This is a genomic window from Cronobacter malonaticus LMG 23826, assembly GCF_001277215.2.
Classification (GTDB): domain Bacteria; phylum Pseudomonadota; class Gammaproteobacteria; order Enterobacterales; family Enterobacteriaceae; genus Cronobacter; species Cronobacter malonaticus.
The window spans coordinates 1267758-1286218 of sequence record NZ_CP013940.1; the positions used below are offsets into that span (position 1 = coordinate 1267758).

The 18461-nt window shown below is 59.6% G+C and carries 17 protein-coding genes; 11 read left to right on the top strand and 6 right to left on the bottom strand.

All coding sequences use genetic code 11. The features are described from left to right. Nucleotides 1-87: 87 nt before the first annotated feature. Entirely contained in the window at nt 88-1554 is a 1467-nt protein-coding gene (locus AFK66_RS05925) for a mannitol dehydrogenase family protein (RefSeq protein ID WP_007776643.1), read from the bottom strand. A 206-nt stretch (nt 1555-1760) separates the two neighbouring features. Between AFK66_RS05925 and uxuA the strand changes: the two genes are divergently transcribed. After that, a complete protein-coding gene (uxuA, locus tag AFK66_RS05930) occupies nt 1761-2951 on the top strand; it encodes a mannonate dehydratase (RefSeq protein ID WP_007776641.1) in 1191 nt (396 codons plus the stop codon). A 63-nt stretch (nt 2952-3014) separates the two neighbouring features. Here uxuA and yeiP read toward each other — a convergent pair whose 3' ends face one another. Continuing rightward, the gene (yeiP, locus tag AFK66_RS05935) at nt 3015-3587 is read right to left on the bottom strand and encodes an elongation factor P-like protein YeiP (RefSeq protein WP_004387446.1); all 573 of its coding nucleotides are present in this window, start codon (nt 3585-3587) and stop codon (nt 3015-3017) included. Between the two features lie 190 nt (nt 3588-3777). Between yeiP and AFK66_RS05940 the strand changes: the two genes are divergently transcribed. After that, complete coding sequence (locus tag AFK66_RS05940; RefSeq protein WP_023898391.1) at nt 3778-4221, top strand: GNAT family N-acetyltransferase; 444 nt, start codon at nt 3778-3780, stop codon at nt 4219-4221. 19 nt (nt 4222-4240) lie between these two features. Beyond that, nucleotides 4241-4495 carry a YkgJ family cysteine cluster protein gene (locus tag AFK66_RS05945; protein WP_032968315.1) on the top strand — a complete coding sequence of 85 codons (255 nt, stop codon included), beginning with the start codon at nt 4241-4243 and terminating at the stop codon, nt 4493-4495. Here the strand turns inward: AFK66_RS05945 and setB are convergent. Then, the gene (gene setB, locus AFK66_RS05950; RefSeq protein ID WP_023898392.1) at nt 4492-5673 is read right to left on the bottom strand and encodes a sugar efflux transporter SetB; all 1182 of its coding nucleotides are present in this window, start codon (nt 5671-5673) and stop codon (nt 4492-4494) included. The two genes, AFK66_RS05945 and setB, sit on opposite strands and share 4 nt — an antisense overlap. Before the next feature lie 369 nt (nt 5674-6042). Here setB and fruB point away from each other — a divergent pair, with 369 nt between their 5' ends. From fruB to AFK66_RS05970, 4 genes are all read left to right on the top strand, one after another. Beyond that, on the top strand, nt 6043-7176 hold the full coding sequence (fruB, locus tag AFK66_RS05955; RefSeq protein WP_007776634.1) for a fused PTS fructose transporter subunit IIA/HPr protein: 1134 nt from the start codon (nt 6043-6045) through the stop codon (nt 7174-7176). Continuing rightward, nucleotides 7173-8111: a 1-phosphofructokinase gene (fruK, locus tag AFK66_RS05960; protein WP_004387452.1), complete on the top strand. Its 939-nt coding sequence runs from the start codon at nt 7173-7175 to the stop codon at nt 8109-8111. The genes fruB and fruK overlap by 4 nt, the downstream gene beginning before the upstream one ends. Before the next feature lie 16 nt (nt 8112-8127). Further along, nucleotides 8128-9825, top strand: a complete 1698-nt coding sequence (gene fruA / locus AFK66_RS05965) for a PTS fructose transporter subunit IIBC (protein ID WP_007776628.1) — start codon at nt 8128-8130, stop codon at nt 9823-9825. Nucleotides 9826-9954: 129 nt separating this feature from the next. Further along, a complete protein-coding gene (locus AFK66_RS05970; protein ID WP_023898393.1) occupies nt 9955-10785 on the top strand; it encodes a sugar phosphate isomerase/epimerase family protein in 831 nt (276 codons plus the stop codon). Here AFK66_RS05970 and nfo read toward each other — a convergent pair whose 3' ends face one another. Then, nucleotides 10786-11643 (bottom strand): deoxyribonuclease IV, encoded by an 858-nt coding sequence (nfo, locus tag AFK66_RS05975; protein WP_023898394.1) that lies wholly within the window; start codon nt 11641-11643, stop codon nt 10786-10788. A gap of 74 nt (nt 11644-11717) precedes the next feature. Beyond that, on the bottom strand, nt 11718-12767 hold the full coding sequence (locus AFK66_RS05980; RefSeq protein ID WP_032983235.1) for a YeiH family putative sulfate export transporter: 1050 nt from the start codon (nt 12765-12767) through the stop codon (nt 11718-11720). Nucleotides 12768-12884: 117 nt separating this feature from the next. Between AFK66_RS05980 and yieE the strand changes: the two genes are divergently transcribed. Beyond that, the gene (gene yieE, locus AFK66_RS05985; protein WP_007776614.1) at nt 12885-13751 is read left to right on the top strand and encodes a DNA-binding transcriptional regulator YeiE; all 867 of its coding nucleotides are present in this window, start codon (nt 12885-12887) and stop codon (nt 13749-13751) included. 186 nt (nt 13752-13937) lie between these two features. Beyond that, the gene (locus tag AFK66_RS05990) at nt 13938-15407 is read left to right on the top strand and encodes an amino acid permease (protein ID WP_032968931.1); all 1470 of its coding nucleotides are present in this window, start codon (nt 13938-13940) and stop codon (nt 15405-15407) included. 171 nt (nt 15408-15578) lie between these two features. Here the strand turns inward: AFK66_RS05990 and fghA are convergent, their stop codons facing one another. Continuing rightward, complete coding sequence (gene fghA / locus AFK66_RS05995) at nt 15579-16409, bottom strand: S-formylglutathione hydrolase (protein WP_007776605.1); 831 nt, start codon at nt 16407-16409, stop codon at nt 15579-15581. A 123-nt stretch (nt 16410-16532) separates the two neighbouring features. Between fghA and AFK66_RS06000 the strand changes: the two genes are divergently transcribed. Together AFK66_RS06000 and folE are read left to right on the top strand one after the other, a co-directional pair. After that, nucleotides 16533-17657, top strand: coding sequence for a YbfB/YjiJ family MFS transporter (locus tag AFK66_RS06000; RefSeq protein WP_007776589.1), 1125 nt, complete (start codon nt 16533-16535; stop codon nt 17655-17657). A gap of 124 nt (nt 17658-17781) precedes the next feature. Next, nucleotides 17782-18453 (top strand): GTP cyclohydrolase I FolE, encoded by a 672-nt coding sequence (gene folE / locus AFK66_RS06005; RefSeq protein ID WP_004387461.1) that lies wholly within the window; start codon nt 17782-17784, stop codon nt 18451-18453. Nucleotides 18454-18461: the final 8 nt, after the last annotated feature.

Here is an 18461-nt window from a genome sequence, read left to right on the forward strand (position 1 = left end):
CATTCTGGATAAAAATAATGGGCATGAGAAGAGAAAACGCGGACGGGCAGGGCGCGCGTCCGCGTTAACAGCATTCAGGGTTAAAAATCAGCGACGCGCGAGCCGGGCGACCGCCTCTTTCGCGCCCAGACGGCACAGCGACTGCCAGGCGGCGTTCAGCGTATGGATAAACAGCGGATGCTGCGGCAGATCTTCGCCGAAAACCTCTTTCAGCGCCAGAAGAGCGCCGACGCGCTCTTCTTCGCTGCTCGAGCGCACCAGCGCCGCGATTTTTTCAGCAAGCGGATCGCGCACGTCGATGGGCGCTCCGCTGTCATCCACACCGCTGACGTAGCGCATCCAGCCCGCTACGCCGAGCGCCAGCAGCGACCACTCGCCTCCGTGCTGCAAATGCCAGCGCACCGAATCCAGCATACGCTGGGGCAGTTTCTGGCTGCCGTCCATAGCAATTTGCCAGGTGCGGTGCTTCAGCGCCGGGTTGGCGAAACGCGTAACCAGGCTGTCGGCATAGCCGGTGAGATCGACGCCGGTAATGCGCAGCGTCGGCGCCTGCTCGCGCAGCATCAGCTGGCGCGCCGCGTCGCGAAAGTGTGTGTCGTTCATGCAATCGCTGATGTGCGCATAGCCCGCCAGATAGCCGAGATAGGCGAGAAAAGAGTGGCTGCCGTTCAGCATTCTTAACTTCATCTGCTCCCAGGGCAGCACGTCGCCCACCATCTGCACGCCCGCGTCCTCCCAGGCCGGGCGGCCCGCGACGAAATTATCTTCAATCACCCACTGAATGAATGGCTCACAGCTGATGGCACACGGATCGGCAACGCCTATGGCGTCGGCGATTTCCTCCAGCGATTCCGGCGTCGCGGCGGGCACGATACGGTCCACCATCGTACCGGGAAACGTCACGTGGTCGGCTATCCACTGCGCAAGAGCGGGGTCGCGCTGATGCGCCATGCCGAGCACCGCTTCGCGCACCACATGGCCATTATCAGGAATATTATCGCAGGAGAGCACGGTAAACGGCGCGTGCCCGCGTTCGCGGCGGCGATGCAGCGCCTCAACCAGCAGCCCCGGCGCGGACTGCGGCTGATGTGGGGTTTCCAGATCGTGCGCGATACGGCTGTTTTGCGTATCAAGCTGGCCGGTCGCGGGATCGATGCAGTAGCCTTTTTCGGTAATGGTTAATGAGACGATAGCGACCTGCGGCTCGCAGAATTTCTCGATAATCGCGTCCATCCCGTCGAGCTTCGCGTTGAGGCATTCATTGACAGCGCCAATAATAATGGCCTGATTACCGTCAGCGCCTTTTTCCAGCACGGTATAGAGATGATCCTGAGCGCGCAGCGCGCTCATCAGCTCATCGCCGCTGAAAAGGCTTATCTCGCAGATGCCCCAGTCGCCGCCGTTCAGGTTAAGCACCCGATCAGTCAGCAGCGCCTGATGTGCGCGGTGAAACGCGCCGAAACCGAAATGCACGATGCGGGTTTGCAGGGCACGGCGGTCATAAGTGGGGCGTTGAACCGAAGCAGGCAGCGTGGCGGAAGCGATATTATTCATTTCTCACATATCCTGATAACCATTATTTAACAAAACCAGTGTAAAGTTATATGACAGCAAATTGAATTGGTGTGCCGTAAATATCCGGGGTTTGTGAGCTGGATCAATAGCAGGCAGCATGTGGTTTGACGGCCTCAGGTAAACATGTATGGTAGTCATCATAGAGGTTAGCGATATTGGTATAACAACTTTTTAAGGAGAGGGCGATGGAACAAACCTGGCGTTGGTATGGGCCGAACGATCCGGTTTCGCTGGATGACATCAGGCAGGCCGGAGCGACCGGCATCGTCACTGCGCTGCACCATATTCCTAACGGCGAGGTCTGGCCGGTGGAGGAGATCAAAAAACGTCAGGCGGAGCTGGCGCAAAAAGGCCTGACCTGGTCGGTGGTCGAAAGTATTCCGGTGCATGAAGATATTAAAACTCATACCGGCCAGTACGATCGCTATATCGCAAGCTACCAGCAGAGCATCCGCAATCTGGCGGTCTGCGGTATCGACACCGTCTGCTATAACTTCATGCCCATTCTTGACTGGACGCGTACCGATCTGGAATACACGCTGCCGGACGGCTCAAAAGCGCTGCGTTTCGATCACATCGCCTTCGCGGCCTTTGAACTGCATATCTTAAAGCGCGACGGCGCGCGTCATGATTACACCGACGATGAACAACGCCAGGCGCAGGATTATTTTAGCGCCATGAGCGAGGCGCAGATTGAGACGCTGACGCGCAATATCATCGCCGGTCTGCCGGGCGCAGAAGAGGGCTATACGCTGGATCAGTTCCGCGCCCGCCTGAGCGAATATGACCATATCGATAAAGCCGCGCTGCGCGACAACATGGCGTATTTCCTGAAAGCGATTGTCCCGGTGGCCGAAGAAGCGGGCGTGCGCCTGGCGGTTCACCCGGACGACCCGCCGCGCCCGATCCTCGGCCTGCCGCGCATTGTCTCCACCATTGAAGATATGCAGTGGCTGAAAGAAACCGTTGACAGCATCTATAACGGTTTCACCATGTGTACCGGCTCTTACGGCGTGCGTGCGGATAACGATCTGGTGCGGATGGTAGAAACGTTCGCCGATCGCATTCATTTCACGCATCTGCGCTCCACCTGTCGCGAGGCGAACCCGAAAACCTTCCACGAAGCCGCGCATCTGTATGGCGACGTCGATATGGTCGCGGTGGTGAAAGCGATCCTGACCGAAGAGCAGCGCCGTAAAAAAGCAGGCGATCTGCGCCCGATCCCGTTCCGCCCGGATCATGGCCACCAGATGCTTGACGATCTGCGTAAGAAAACCAACCCCGGCTATTCGGCAATTGGCCGTCTGAAAGGGCTTGCGGAAGTGCGCGGCGTGGAGCTGGCGCTGAAAAAAGTGCTGTTCCCGGATTTGCTGTAACCGTCAGCACCCTATAAAAAAAGCCCCGCACTGGCGGGGCTTTTTCTTTTTACCGAACGGGGATTACTCAGCGCGGCCCATATAGCGGCGCTCGGCGATATGCACGCGGATTTTCTCACCGGCGCTCAGGTATTCCGGCACCTGAATTACCACGCCCGTGGAGAGCGTGGCAGGCTTGGAGCGGGCGCTGGCAGAGGCACCTTTGATGCCCGGCGCGGTTTCGACGATTTCCAGATCTACCGTCTGCGGCAGTTCGAGCGCCAGCAGCTGGCCGTCCCAGGTCAGCACCTGCATATCTGGCATACCGCCTTCCGGCATAAACAGCAGCTCTTCTTCAATCTGGTCTTTGGTAAAGGTATATGGCGTATAGTCTTCTTTATCCATAAAGACGTACTCGTTGCCGTCGACATAAGAGAAATCGACAAAGCGACGGGTCAGCGTGATGGTGTCCAGGATATCGTCGCCTTTGAAACGCTCTTCCACTTTTTGCCCGGTGCGGACATCGGAAAAACGCATTTTGTACAGCGTAGCCGCGCCGCGCGCGCTCGGCGACTGAATATCGATATCTTTCACAATCAGCAGTTTACCGTTGTAATTCAGCACCATACCTTTTTTAATTTCATTCGCTCTTGGCATCGACGTGTCCTGTTAAGCTGGAATATGCAAAATATCGCGACAAGTTACTCGCCAGGCACGCACCAGGCAAGCGGAATTACGCACATTGCGAGACGTACCGAAAAAGTCGCGCGCGGTGTCTTTTCGCCATCAGTGCTGTACCTGGCGAGGCAAAACGCTACAATGCCCGGCTTTCATGCGAGGAGCCGCCATGCCGATTTCCATCCGTCACGTCCTGCCTGAAGAAACGGCTACCGTTTATCGTCTGATCCCGGAGTTCGCCGGACTGCATGATGCGCAGGCTATCCGCCAGCGTATTGGCGAGCGCGTCGCCTGCGCGCTGGTGGCGTATGACGGTGCAGAGCCGGTGGGCTTTAAGCTCGGCTATGAATCGGCGCCAGGCGAGTTTTACAGCTGGCTCAACGGCGTCGTGCCTGCATACCGACGCGACGGCGTGGCGCAGCAACTGCTGGAAACGCAGGAGTGCTGGGCCAGGGAAAACGGCTACCAGCGCCTTTACGTGAAAACGCGTAATCAGTTTCGCGCCATGCTGATGCTGCTTGTCCGCAACGGTTACCAGGTCATCAGGCTGGAAAAGAAGGGCGAGGCGGCAGACTACCGGCTGCTGCTTGAAAAATCACTGACCGACGCCTGAGCGTCGTCACGGAGAATGTATGGAATGTCGCCCCGACTGCGGTGCCTGCTGCACCGCACCGTCGATCTCAAGCCCCATCCCGGGCATGCCCGACGGCAAACCGGCCAATACGCCCTGCGTCCAGCTTGACGAACGCCTGCGCTGTAAGCTCTTTGGCTCGCCGCTGCGCCCGAACGTTTGCGGCGGCCTGCAGCCTTCGAAAGAGATGTGCGGCGAAAGCCGCCACGACGCGATGACCTTTTTGATTCACCTTGAGGCGCTGACCGCGCCTTAAACGTCCTTAATGCGCCACAAACACCAGACCGCGCCTGCGGTCATCGCCAGCGCCACGTAAAACACCGCGTGGTAGTTGAGTAGCTCCGCAATCACGCCCGCAAGCGACCCGGCGATGATCCAGCCCACGCGCGTGGTGTTGGTATACAGCGTGGTCGCCGCACCCGCCTGGCCTGGCATCAGATCCTGGAAATAGAGCATGCCGATACCGGCCAGAATGCCGATATAAATGGCGTTCAGCAGCTGTAAAGCCAGCAGCAGCGCCGGGCTGTGCAGCGTCAGCATGCCGAGATAAAACAGCACGCCTGCCGCCACCGCGACCCGCATCAGAAAGCGTTTGCCAAATTTACGGGCGTAGAAGCCTGCAATCAGCATCACCGGGATCTCAAGCCCGGCGGCCGCGCCCATCATCACACCCGCCAGTTTTTCCGGCAGGCGCAGCTCGTTAATCAGATACAGCGGCATATTAATAATGTAGAGGCTGTTGGTGCCCCACATTAGCGTACACACCGAAAAGAGTAACAGCGCGTCGCGCCGGTTGCGGCGCGGGGCTTCCAGCGGAGCGGCGGTGGCGAGCGGCTCTTTGCGCATGGAGGGCAAAAAGCACCAGACCATCAGCGCGCACAGCACAAACGCCGCAGCCGCGCTGATATACATCACCTGAAAGCCGAACCCCATCGCCAGCGCGTACGCCAGCGGCGGGCCCACCACCCAGGCGAGCGATACCTGCGCGCGCAGCACCGAGCTGAACATTACCGCCTCGCGCCCGGTGCGATCGGCATGCTCGCGCGCCAGCGCGAACATCTGCGGGTTGGCGGTCGAGCCAAAACTGCTCAGGAAAACGCCGACAAACAGCAAAATGAAATAGTTGCGATTCCAGGCAAATAACAGGCACGCCAGCGCACCCAGCAGGCAGCAGGCGAAAATCAGGGATTTACGGTCGCCCTTGCGATCCGAACGCCCGGCCAGAAACTGGCTGACGAGAATGCCGATGATCGCGCTGCCGGTAAAAAAGAAGCCGACCATCGCCGGACGTGCGTGTACCTCTTCCGTCAGAAACAGGCTGAGCGTCGGGGTTTGCAGCGCGCCCGCGATACCGGTGAGAAAAGCAACGATCAGAAACGAGGCTGACGTGAAATCGAGCGGTCGCCGCGGCGCCGCGAGGGAGTCGTTTTGCATAAGCAGAGCAGTGTCGGTAAAGAAGGGGCGGAGTTTACGCCTCTTGTCATTATTTGAACAGCAACCCGGTGCGGCGACGCCACAAAAAATCAAAATAGCATTTCAGAATGTCTCTGCCGCTTTGCTGAAGCGAGCTGAAGGCCAGTTGAAATTTGCTGAATCTGCTCCCCGCTGCGTTTCACTAAGGGGTGAAATGTGCGGGATCTCTAATATTCAACACGTCAATAACGGCTTTTCTTGCGCGCAGAGCGCGGAGAATGCAGACTTTCTTGAAACGTTTCAGCGTTGTCGCGTTTTGCTCATTTGGCGTGGCAACGCTCTTTTTCTCACAACGGCTGAAACGATTCGGGTTCAGCAAGCGAGGAGACTATGTTCCAGTTATCTGTTCAGGATATCCATCCCGGCGCTCATGCCGGAGATAAAGAAGCTGCGATTCGTCAGGTTGCTGACGCGCTGGTGAAAGCGGGCAACGTCAGCGCCGGTTATGTTGACGGCATGCTGGCTCGCGAGCAGCAAACCTCCACCTTCTTAGGCAACGGCATCGCCATTCCCCACGGCACCACCGACACGCGCGATCAGGTGCTGAAAACCGGCGTGCAGGTGTTTCAGTTCCCGCAGGGCGTCGCCTGGGGCGACGATCAGGTGGCGTACGTTGCCATCGGCATCGCGGCCAGCTCCGATGAACACTTAGGCCTGCTGCGTCAGCTCACCCATGTGCTGAGCGACGATGCGATTGCTGAACAGCTGAAAACCGCGACCACCGCCGAAGAGCTGCGTGCGCTGCTGATGGGCGAGAAACAAAGCGCGGGGATGAAGCTGGACAACGACACCCTCACGCTTGATGTTGCGGCCACGAGCCTCGTGACGTTGCAGGCGCTGAACGCTGGTCGTCTCAGCGAAGCGGGCGCGGTGGATGCGGAGTTCGTGAGCCACGTCATTAACGCTAAACCGCTGAATCTCGGCCAGGGCGTCTGGCTTGCTGACAGCGTGCAGGGCAATCTCGCCAGCGCAGTCGCGGTGAGCCGTCCGGCGCAGCCGTTCACGCAGGATGGCGAAAACGTCGGTCTGTTGCTGACGGTTGCGGTTGCTGACGATCAGCCACTGCAGGTGCTGGGCCGCGTCAGCGAATTGCTGATGGCGAACAAAGCTGACCGTCTGCTGAACGCCGACGCCGCCACGCTGCTGACGCTGCTGACCAGCGACGACGCGCCGGGCGAAGACGTGCTGAGCGCGGAATTCACCGTTCGTAACGAGCACGGCCTGCACGCGCGTCCTGGCACCGTGCTGGTGAACACCATCAAACAGTTCAACAGCGATGTGACCGTCACCAACCTCGACGGCACCGGTAAACCGGCGAACGGCCGCAGCCTGATGAAAGTCGTGGCGCTGGGCGTTAAGAAAGGCCATCGCCTGCGCTTTACCGCGCAGGGCGACGATGCGCAGGCGGCCCTGGACGCCATCGGCGAAGCCATCAACGCGGGTCTTGGGGAGGGCGCAGCATGAGCAGACGTGTCGCCACTATTACTCTCAACCCGGCATATGACCTGGTAGGTTACTGCGCAGAGATTGAGCGCGGCGAAGTTAACCTCGTGCGGACCACTGGCCTGCACGCTGCGGGTAAAGGCATTAACGTCGCCAAAGTGCTCAAAGATTTAGGTATCGACGTCACCGTGGGCGGTTTTCTCGGTAAAGATAACCAGGACGGCTTTCAGCAGCTGTTCAGCGAACTTGGCATCGCCAACCGTTTCCAGGTGGTGCAGGGCCGTACCCGCATTAACGTCAAACTGACGGAAAAAGACGGCGAAGTGACCGACCTTAATTTCTCCGGTTTTGAAGTGACGCCTGCCGACTGGGAGCGTTTCGTTAATGACTCCTTAACCTGGCTTGGCCAGTTCGACATGGTCTGCGTCAGCGGTAGCCTGCCATCGGGCGTTTCCCCGGAAGCGTTCACCGACTGGATGACCCGTCTGCGCAGCCAGTGTCCGTGCATTATTTTCGACAGCAGCCGTGAGGCGCTGGTCGCGGGGCTGAAAGCCGCACCGTGGCTGGTGAAGCCGAACCGCCGCGAGCTGGAGATCTGGGCCGGCCGCAAACTGCCGGAACTGAAAGATGTTATCGAGGCGGCTCACGCGCTTCGCGAACAGGGTATCGCCCATGTGGTGATCTCTCTGGGCGCGGAAGGGGCGCTGTGGGTAAACGCGTCGGGTGAATGGATCGCCAAACCACCGTCCTGTGACGTCGTCAGTACGGTCGGGGCAGGGGATTCCATGGTCGGCGGCCTCATTTATGGCTTGCTGATGCGTGAATCCAGTGAACATACCCTACGTCTTGCAACGGCGGTGGCGGCGCTGGCAGTCAGCCAGAGCAACGTCGGCATCACCGACAGGACACAGTTGGCCGCAATGATGGCGCGTGTCGACTTAAAACCCTTCCACTAACAGCAGGAGAGGCATAATGAAAACGCTGCTGATTATCGAGCCCGGGTGTGGACAGGCCCGCGCTTATATGGCGAAAACGCTGCTTGGTGCCGCTGCGCAAAAAGCACAGCTGGAATTAACCGATAACCCGAACGATGCGGAACTGGCGATTGTTATCGGCAGTGCCGTACCGGCAGACGCATCCCTGAACGGCAAAAAAGTTTACCTCGGCGATATTAATCGCGCCGTGGCGCACCCGGAGCTGTTTTTAAGCGAAGCGAAATCGAATGCAAAGGCGTATACCGCGCCTGCCGCCGCCGCACCTGCGGCAACTGCAAACGCCAGTGGTCCGAAACGCATCGTGGCGGTCACGGCCTGCCCGACCGGCGTGGCGCACACCTTTATGGCGGCGGAAGCGATTGAAACCGAAGCCAAAAAACGCGGCTGGTGGGTGAAAGTGGAAACGCGCGGCTCTGTCGGCGCGGGTAATGCGATTACGCCGGAAGAAGTGGCGCAGGCGGATCTGGTCATTGTGGCGGCGGATATTGAAGTGGATCTGGCGAAATTCGCCGGGAAGCCGATGTATCGCACCTCGACCGGCCTCGCGCTGAAGAAAACCGCGCAGGAGTTCGACAAAGCGGTGGCGGAAGCCAAACCGTATCAGCCCGCAGGCGCTGGCACTGTGGCGACCGATAAGAAAGAACAGGGCGGTGCAGGTCCGTACCGTCATCTGTTGACCGGCGTCTCCTATATGCTGCCGATGGTGGTGGCAGGGGGTCTGCTGATTGCGCTCTCGTTTGTGTTCGGTATTGAAGCCTTTAAACAGGAAGGGACGCTGGCGGCAGCGCTGATGAAAATCGGCGGCGGCTCCGCGTTCGCCCTGATGGTGCCGGTACTGGCCGGTTATATCGCGTTCTCCATCGCCGACCGTCCGGGCCTCACGCCGGGTCTTATCGGCGGTATGCTGGCGGTCAGCACCGGCTCCGGCTTTATCGGCGGCATCATCGCCGGTTTCCTGGCCGGTTACGTGGCGAAAGCCATCAGCGGTAAAGTGAAGCTGCCGCAGAGCATGGAAGCGCTGAAGCCAATCCTTATCATTCCGCTGTTCTCCAGCCTGATTGTCGGTCTGGCGATGATTTACGTAATCGGTACGCCGGTTGCCAAAATCCTGGCGGGCCTGACCGCATGGCTGCAGGGCATGGGTACGGCGAACGCCGTCCTGCTGGGCGCTATCCTCGGTGCCATGATGTGTACCGATATGGGCGGCCCGGTGAACAAAGCGGCGTATGCGTTTGGCGTGGGGCTGCTGAGTTCTCAGGTCTATGCGCCGATGGCGGCAATTATGGCGGCCGGTATGGTTCCGCCGCTGGCGATGGGTATCGCTACCCTGGTGGCGCGTCGTAAATTCGACAAAGGCCAGCAGGAAGGCGGTAAAGCGGCGCTGGTGCTGGGCCTGTGCTTTATCTCCGAAGGCGCAATCCCGTTCGCGGCGCGTGACCCGATGCGTGTGATCCCCTGCTGTATCGTGGGCGGCGCGCTGACCGGCGCTATCTCCATGGCGATTGGCGCGAAACTGATGGCACCGCACGGCGGGCTGTTCGTCCTGCTGATCCCTGGCGCTATCAGCCCGGTGCTGGGCTACCTGCTCGCCATCGTGGCCGGTTCGCTGCTGGCGGGTCTGGTGTATGCCTTCCTGAAGCGTCCGGAAAGCGAACTGGCGGCGAAAGCGGCCTGATGCTGATAACTCCCTGCCCCGGCAGGGAGTTTTTTTATCCTTTCTGTTACTCCCCGTTACACGCCTTTTTTGCCCTCTGCGCCATTTGCGTCAACACTTAAGTCTTTGTATCGCTTAAAGGAGGACGCTGTGCTGCGCTCAATCGCCACGCTGTGTGTCGCCGGAACCCTGCCGGAAAAGCTGCGCGCCATCGCGCAGGCCGGTTTCGACGGCGTCGAGATATTTGAACCCGATTTCACGGAGTGGGGCCAAAGCCCGGCGCGGTTGGCTACGCTGTGCCGGGAGCTGGGCTTAACCATTTTTCTTTATCAGCCGCTGCGTAACGTCGACGGCGTGCCGCCTGAGGCGTGGCCGCAAACGCGTGAGCGCGCGTACCGCACGTTTGAGACGATGCGCGAAATGGGCTGCCACAGTCTGCTGGCGTGCAGCAATCTGGAGGCGAACAGCAGCGCCGATCCGGCGCGGCAAACGGAAGATTTAGCGCGTCTTGCGGAGATCGCCGCGGAGTTTGACGCGCGGGTGGGGTATGAGGCGCTCGCCTGGGGCCGCCATGTGAACCGCTATACGCAGGCCTGGGAGCGGGTAAAATCCGTGGATCATCCGGCGTTCGGCCTGGTGTTAGACAGCTTTCACGTGCTGGCGCGCGGAGATACGCTGGCGCTTGAGGGCATTGCGCCTGAGAAAATCTTCTTTACACAGTTCGCCGATGCGCCGCATAAGGATTTACCGCTGGAGGCGTGGAGCCGCCACTTTCGCGCGTATCCGGGCGAAGGCAGCCTGCCGGTGGTGGATTTCGCGGGCACACTCATGGAGAGCGGATATCAGGGCCCGTGGTCGCTGGAGGTGTTCAGCGATGCCTGGCAGCGGGCACCTGCTGAAGAGAGCGCCCGCGCCGGGTTGGCCTCGCTAGACTGGCTTGCGGCGCAGCTTAACGCGCCGCGCGGCGAGGGGTATGCGTAATTATGCCTCTGCGCCACCCGTTTGCTGAGCCTTCAGCCAGGCGATTTCCTCATTCCAGATATCCGGATTAATGGTTTCCAGAATCAGCGGAATGTTGTCGAAATGCGACTGCTGCATGATCCAGCGAAACGGCGTAAAGCCGATGTTGCCTTCGCCTAAGCTGTGGTGACGGTCGACCCGGCTCGCGAAGGTACTTTTAGCGTCATTGAGGTGCATGCCGCGCAGATACTGAAAACCGACGATGCGGTCGAATTCGGCGAAGGTATTCTCGCAATCTTCTTCGGTGCGCAGATCGTAACCCGCGGCGAAGGCGTGGCAGGTATCAATGCAGACGCCGACGCGGGATTTATCTTCCACCTGGTCGATAATCGCCGCCAGATGCTCGAAGCGGAAGCCGAGGTTACTGCCCTGACCTGCGGTGTTTTCAATCACCGCTGTGACGCCTTCGGTTTTATCGAGCGCGATATTTACCGACTCGGCGATGCGCGACAAACACGCCTCTTCGCTTAACTGCTGGAGGTGGCTGCCGGGGTGGAAGTTCAGCAGCGTCAGGCCGAGTTGCGCGCAGCGCTCCAGCTCGTCGATAAACGCCGCGCGGGATTTCTCCAGCGCTTCCGGCTCCGGGTGGCCTAAGTTAATCAGAAAACTGTCGTGCGGCAGGATCTGACCGGGGCCGTAACCATGCTGGCGGCAGGCGGCTTTGAACTCGTCGATGACGGCAGGCGTCAGCGCCGCCGCGCGCCACTGGCGCTGGTTTTTGGTAAACAGCGCAAAGGCTGTCGCGCCAATTTCCGCCGCGCGGGCCGGGGCGTTCGCCACCCCGCCCGATGCGCTGACGTGCGCGCCTATAAACTTCATCGTTTTCTCCTGTCATACCCGCAAAAGGGGGAACGTTTTATCATAGCGGACAGAGCAGGGAAAGGCGTGCCGCTTTATGCCAGCAGATGCGTGACCGCGAGATTAATCGCGCCACCGCCCACAATCAGCCAGACGAAGAGCACCAGCGCCATCAGTAGCGGACGCACACCAGCATTTTTCAGCGCGCTGACGTGGGTCGTCAGGCCGAGCGCCGCCATCGCCATCGCCAGCAGAATGGTGTCGAGCGTCACCAGCGTCTGCACGACCGCCTGCGGCAGCAGATGCAGGGAGTTAAACGCCGCGACCACAATAAACAGCAGGGCGAACCACGGAATGGTAATCTTGCCCGCTTTCTCGCCATTGCGTGGAGAGAGCTGTTTTACCCGGCCTGCCAGCAGCAGAAGGAACGGAGCCAGCATCATCACGCGGAGCATTTTGGCAATCACCGCCGCGTTTTCGGTGTCCGCGCTGACCGCATGGCCTGCCGCGACCACCTGCGCCACTTCATGCACCGTTGAGCCGATATACACGCCAAAGGTCTGTTCGCTAAACCACGGCGAAAGCCATGGCCACAGCAGCGGGTAGACAAAAATCGCGAGCGTACCGAAAATCACGACCGTCGCGACCGCCACGGTGACTTTGCTCGCCTGCGCTTTCACCACCGGCTCGGTCGCCAGCACTGCGGCGGCACCGCAGATGCTGCTGCCCGCGCCAATCAGCCAGCTGGTTTCACGGTCAAGCTTGAACACTTTCTGCCCGAGCCAGCAGGCGAGGGTAAAGGTGCTGGCGAGCGTCAGGATGTCCACCAGAATGCCGCTGGCACCCACATCGGCTATCTGCCAGAAGGTGAGACGAAACCCGTACAGAATAATGCCCAGGCGCAGCAGATGCTGTTTGGCGAACAGCACGCCGCCGTCGCAGTGGGTATGGATTTTCGGGTACAGCGTGTTGCCGATAATCATCCCGCCGAGAATAGCTACGGTCAGCGCGCTGAAACCCGCGTTACCGACTGCCGGGATCGCGCCGACCCAGATAGCGGCGGCCGTCAGCAGGCCGGTCAGCGCCAGACCCGGCAAGAAATGCATAAGCCCATGATGGCGTTCGGAATAAGTCAGTGTGGTCATAGCGTCCTCCTGTTATGGAATAAGCTTATGCCGTTCTGGTATAAAATTAAAATTGATTATATATTTATAATTAATCTTAATAAGTGGTAAGCACGGTTGCGTTCGCACGAGGTCATCATGCACATCACCTTACGCCAGCTGGAAGTGTTCGCCGAAGTCCTGAAAAGCGGCTCGACGACCCAGGCCTCTCAGATGTTGTCCCTCTCCCAGTCCGCCGTCAGCGCGGCGCTCACCGATCTGGAAGGCCAGCTCGGCGTGCAGCTTTTTGACCGCGTCGGCAAGCGGCTGGTTGTCAATGAACACGGGCGGCTGTTATATCCGCGTACCGTGGCGCTGCTGGAACAGGCGGGCGAAATCGAACGGCTGTTTCGCAATGACAATGGCGCTATCCGCGTTTATGCCAGCAGCACTATCGGCAACTATATTCTGCCGGAGATAATCGCCCGCTATCGCCGCGACTTCCCGGATCTGCCGCTGGAGATGAGCGTCGGCAACAGCCTCGACGCGGTGCAGGCGGTCTGCGATTTCCGCGTAGACATCGGGCTTATCGAAGGGCCGTGCCATATGGCGGAGATTGTGGCGCAGCCGTGGCTTGAGGATGAGCTGGTGGTGTTCGCCTCGCCTGCCAGCCCTTTGCTGGAAGGCGAAGTCACGCTGGAGCGGCTTTCGGCGATGCCGTGGATTTTGCGCGAGAAAGGCTCCGGTACGCGCGAAATTGTCGATTATCTGCTGCTGTCACATTTGCCGCAGTTTCGCCTCAGCATGGAGCTTGGCAACTCGGAGGCCATTAAACACGCGGTACGCCACGGGCTTGGCGTGAGCTGCCTGTCGCGGCGGGTGATCGCAGAGCAGCTGGAAACCGGCTCGCTGGTGGAGGTGAAAGTGCCGCTGCCGCCGCTGGTGCGCACGCTTTATCGCATCCATCACCGTCAAAAACATCTCTCCAGCGCGCTGGCGCGTTTTTTGCGCTATTGCGAACTCTGATTTCGCGGAGCGCGTCACACGGCGCGCTCATCATCAGTTTTTTTCCTCTCAACGCTCCGATTCGCTGCTTTACTTATAATCCTCGAGCGATCATGAAGCTCTCTTATAACCGCGTATTTCCACCAGGCGCTTAGCGGCAACTCTGCTACAATCGCGCCTCTTTTGATGGATGGGCATTATTTTTATATGGTTTCCGAATCTAAAACCACACAAGCGCCTGCGCTGCGTCGCGAACTGAAGGCGCGCCACCTGACCATGATCGCCATTGGCGGCTCCATCGGCACAGGACTTTTTGTCGCTTCCGGTGCGACCATTTCTCAGGCGGGCCCGGGTGGCGCGCTGTTGTCCTATATTCTCATCGGTCTGATGGTCTATTTCCTGATGACGAGCCTCGGCGAGCTGGCAGCCTATATGCCGGTCTCCGGCTCGTTTTCCACCTACGGCCAGAAATATGTCGAAGAAGGCTTCGGCTTCGCGCTCGGCTGGAACTACTGGTACAACTGGGCGGTGACCATCGCGGTTGACCTCGTGGCGTCACAGCTGGTGATGAGCTACTGGTTCCCGGACACGCCCGGCTGGATCTGGAGCGCGCTGTTCCTCGGCATTATGTTCCTGCTGAACGTCATCTCCGTGAAAGGCTTTGGCGAAGCGGAATACTGGTTCTCGTTAATCAAAGTCGCCACCGTGATTATCTTTATCCTGGTGGGCGTCGCGATGATCGTCGGGATTTTCAAAGGGGCAGCGCCGGCCGGCTGGAGCAACTGGGCTATCGGCGATGCGCCGTTCGCGGGCGGTTTCTCGGCGATGATAGGCGTGGCGATGATTGTCGGCTTCTCCTTCCAGGGCACCGAGCTTATCGGCATCGCGGCGGGTGAATCCGAGGAGCCGGAGAAAAACATTCCGCGCGCGGTGCGTCAGGTATTCTGGCGTATCCTGCTGTTCTATGTGTTCGCGATTCTGATTATCAGCCTGATTATTCCGTACACCGATCCGAGCCTTTTGCGTAACGACGTGAAAGATATCAGCGTCAGCCCGTTTACGCTGGTGTTCCAGCATGCCGGTCTGCTGGGCGCAGCGGCGATTATGAACGCGGTGATTTTGACGGCGGTGCTGTCTGCGGGTAACTCCGGGATGTATGCCTCCACGCGTATGCTCTATACGCTCGCCTGTGACGGCAAAGCGCCGCGCATTTTCGCGAAGCTGTCGAAAGGCGGCGTGCCGCGCAACGCGCTGTACGCGACGACGGTTATCGCCGGTCTGTGCTTCCTGACGTCGATGTTTGGTAACCAGACGGTCTATCTGTGGCTGCTGAACACCTCCGGCATGACGGGCTTTATCGCCTGGCTGGGTATCGCCATCAGTCATTACCGTTTCCGCCGCGGCTATGTGTTGCAGGGCAACGATATTAATGACCTGCCATATCGTTCCGGTTTCTTCCCGCTCGGCCCGATTTTCGCCTTTGTGCTGTGCCTGATCATTACGCTCGGCCAGAACTACCAGGCGTTCCTTGCGGACACCATCGACTGGGCAGCCGTTGCGGCGACCTACATCGGTATTCCGCTGTTCCTGATTATCTGGTTTGGCTACAAGCTGGTGAAAGGCTCCCGTTTCGTGCGTTACCGCGATATGGAATTCCCTGAACATCTGAAGAAATAAAAAAAAGGCCGCGCGATGCGGCCTTTTTTATGGGGTTTTTCTGTGGGACGGCGGGTGCGCTTACGCTTACCCGCCCTACACACCTGTCGCACCTTTATCGTAGGGTGGGTAAGCGTAGCGCACCCACCGCGTACCGTATTACGACCGTTGAATCACACCCACCACGCCCCGTTAACGCAAATGCTGCGCGTGGAAACGCAAATGCTCTTCAATAAACGTGGCGATAAAATAATAGCTGTGGTCGTAACCCGGCTGCATACGCAACGTTAACGGCCAGCCCGCCTCCCGCGCCGTTTCATCAAGCCGCTCAGGCTGAAGCTGCTCGCCGAAAAACGGATCGCTGTCGCCCTGATCGATAAGCGTCGGGATCGCGTTTTCCGCTGAAGCCTGTTCCATCAGCGCGCAGCTGTCCCACGCGCGCCACAGATTTTCGTCATCACCCAGATACGCGGTAAACGCTTTTTTGCCCCACGGCACCCCGGCCGGGTTCACAATCGGCGCAAACGCCGACACTGAGCTAAAACGCCCCGGATTTTTCAGCGCCATGATAAGCGCGCCGTGGCCCCCCATCGAATGTCCGCTAATCGCCGCCTTCGGCGCCAGCGTAAAGTTCTCCGCCAGCACCTGCGGTAATTCCTCGCTGAGGTAATCAAACATCCGGTAATGCGCGGCCCACGGCGCTTCGGTGGCGTTCAGGTAAAAGCCTGCGCCTTTGCCGAGATCGTAACCGTCATCATCCGCCACCGCGTCGCCGCGCGGGCTGGTATCCGGCATTACCAGCGCCAGCCCCAGCTCAGCGGCGACCCGCTGCGCGCCCGCTTTGGTGGTGAAATTCTCATCGCTACAGGTCAGCCCGGACAGCCACCACACCACCGGCGGCGGCGTCTGCGCGTCGGGCGGGAGATAGATGCTGAACGTCATCGGGCAGTTAAGCACGCGGGAGTCGTGACGCCAGCGCTGTTGTAAACCGCCAAAACAGCGGTGTTCTTCGAGCAGTTCCATAGTGGCTCCTTTTGTTCAAACCCGGATAGTGCAGTCTAACCGTCAGGTGAGCAAGTTTCACTTCACCGGGCCGGAATCATAGCGCATCATATTGATAACTTTATTTTAACAAATGGAGGCGGCGTGGCGCTGCGTATCGCATTAACCGGCTTTCTGGCTCTGGTGGTGGCAATGGGAATAGGGCGGTTCGCGTTCACGCCCCAGGTGCCGCTTATGGTGGGCGAGGGCGAGCTGACGCTGACCAGCGCGGGGCTTGTGGCCGCCGCTAACTATCTTGGCTATCTGGTAGGTGCCTGGGATGCTATGCGCGCGCATCGCCATGTGGAATACCGGCTGCATATGGGCGTCTGGGGCGCGGTGCTGCTGACGCTGGTTTCCGCGCTGGCGGAAGGCCCGTGGTCGCACGGCGTGGTGCGCTTCGTGATTGGCTGCATGAGCGGCTGGGCGCTGGTGATGGCCGCAGGCTGGACGAACGAACAGCTCGCGCACCACGGCAGGCCGGGCTTAAGCGCAGCGGTCTTCGCAGGCCCCGGCGTCGGCATTACACTCAGCGGCCTGCTGGCGGTCTGGATCCACGGCGCTGCGCTCAGCGCAGCACAGGGATGGGTGATTTACGGCACGCTGGCGTTTGCGCTGATTGCGCTTATCGCCCGTTATTTACCCCGCAAAGGCGAGCTGCACCGGGCGGATACACCGCCTGCGCTGCTGGAACTGACGCCCGCGCTGAAAAGACTGGTCTGGAGCTACAGTCTGGCGGGCTATGGCTATATTCTGCCCGCTACGTTTTTATCGCAGATGGCGGCGGCACGCTTTCCCGGCAGCCTGTTCGCGCAGTTTGTCTGGCCGGTGTTCGGCGCGGCGTCGGTTGTGGGCATTGCGCTCAGCATTCTCTGGCGCACACGCGGTACGGCATCGCAGCGGCTGGCGATTGTCCTCTGGCTCCAGGGGCTCGGCGTACTGGCGGCGGCGCTGCTGCCAGGATTATCGGGGCTTGTGATCGGCTCACTGCTGGTGGGCGGCGGGTTCCTGTGCGCGGTGCAGCTTTCTTTGCAGTGCGGGCGCGAGCTGGCGCCTTCGCACACCCGCTATCTTGCGGGCCTGCTGACTACCGGCTATGCGGTAGGCCAGCTTGTCGGGCCAGTCACTTCAGCGCTCTCAAGCCACTTCACCGGCCAGCTTGAGCCCGCGTTGTGGCTCGCGGGCGTGGCGCTGTTTATCGGCGGCGCGCTGGTCTTCCGGCGCGCCTGAAAGGCAGCGACGATTTCAACAATTTCGCCCCGGCCACTGGATTATGTGCGTTAGCTCACGCACAATGAGCCACGCTCAGCCCCGGCTGGGCAGAGTCTGGTTACACCTGCAGGAGAAAATAACGATGCCATCACTCAGTAAAGAAGCGGCCCTGGTTCATGAAGCGCTGGTCGCGCGCGGTCTGGAGACGCCGCTGCGTCCGCCGGTCAACGAGCTGGATAACGAAACCCGCAAGCGCCTCATCGCCGGTCATATGACTGAAATCATGCAGCTGCTTAACCTGGATCTGAGCGATGACAGCCTGATGGAAACGCCGCATCGCATCGCCAAGATGTATGTGGATGAGATTTTCTCCGGCCTCGATTACGCGAATTTCCCGAAGATCACCGTCATTGAGAACAAAATGAAGGTGGATGAAATGGTCACGGTGCGCGACATCACCCTGACCAGCACCTGCGAACATCACTTCGTGACCATCGACGGTAAAGCGACCGTCGCGTATATCCCGAAAGATGCGGTGATTGGCCTTTCAAAAATCAACCGCATCGTACAGTTCTTCGCCCAGCGCCCGCAGGTGCAGGAGCGACTGACGCAGCAGGTACTGGTGGCACTGCAAACGCTGCTTGGCACGAACAACGTGGCGGTCTCCATCGACGCGGTGCATTACTGCGTGAAAGCGCGCGGCATCCGCGACGCCACCAGCGCGACCACCACGACGTCGCTCGGCGGGCTGTTTAAATCCAGCCAGAACACGCGCCAGGAGTTTCTGCGCGCCGTGCGCCACCACAACGGCTAAGACCCAGG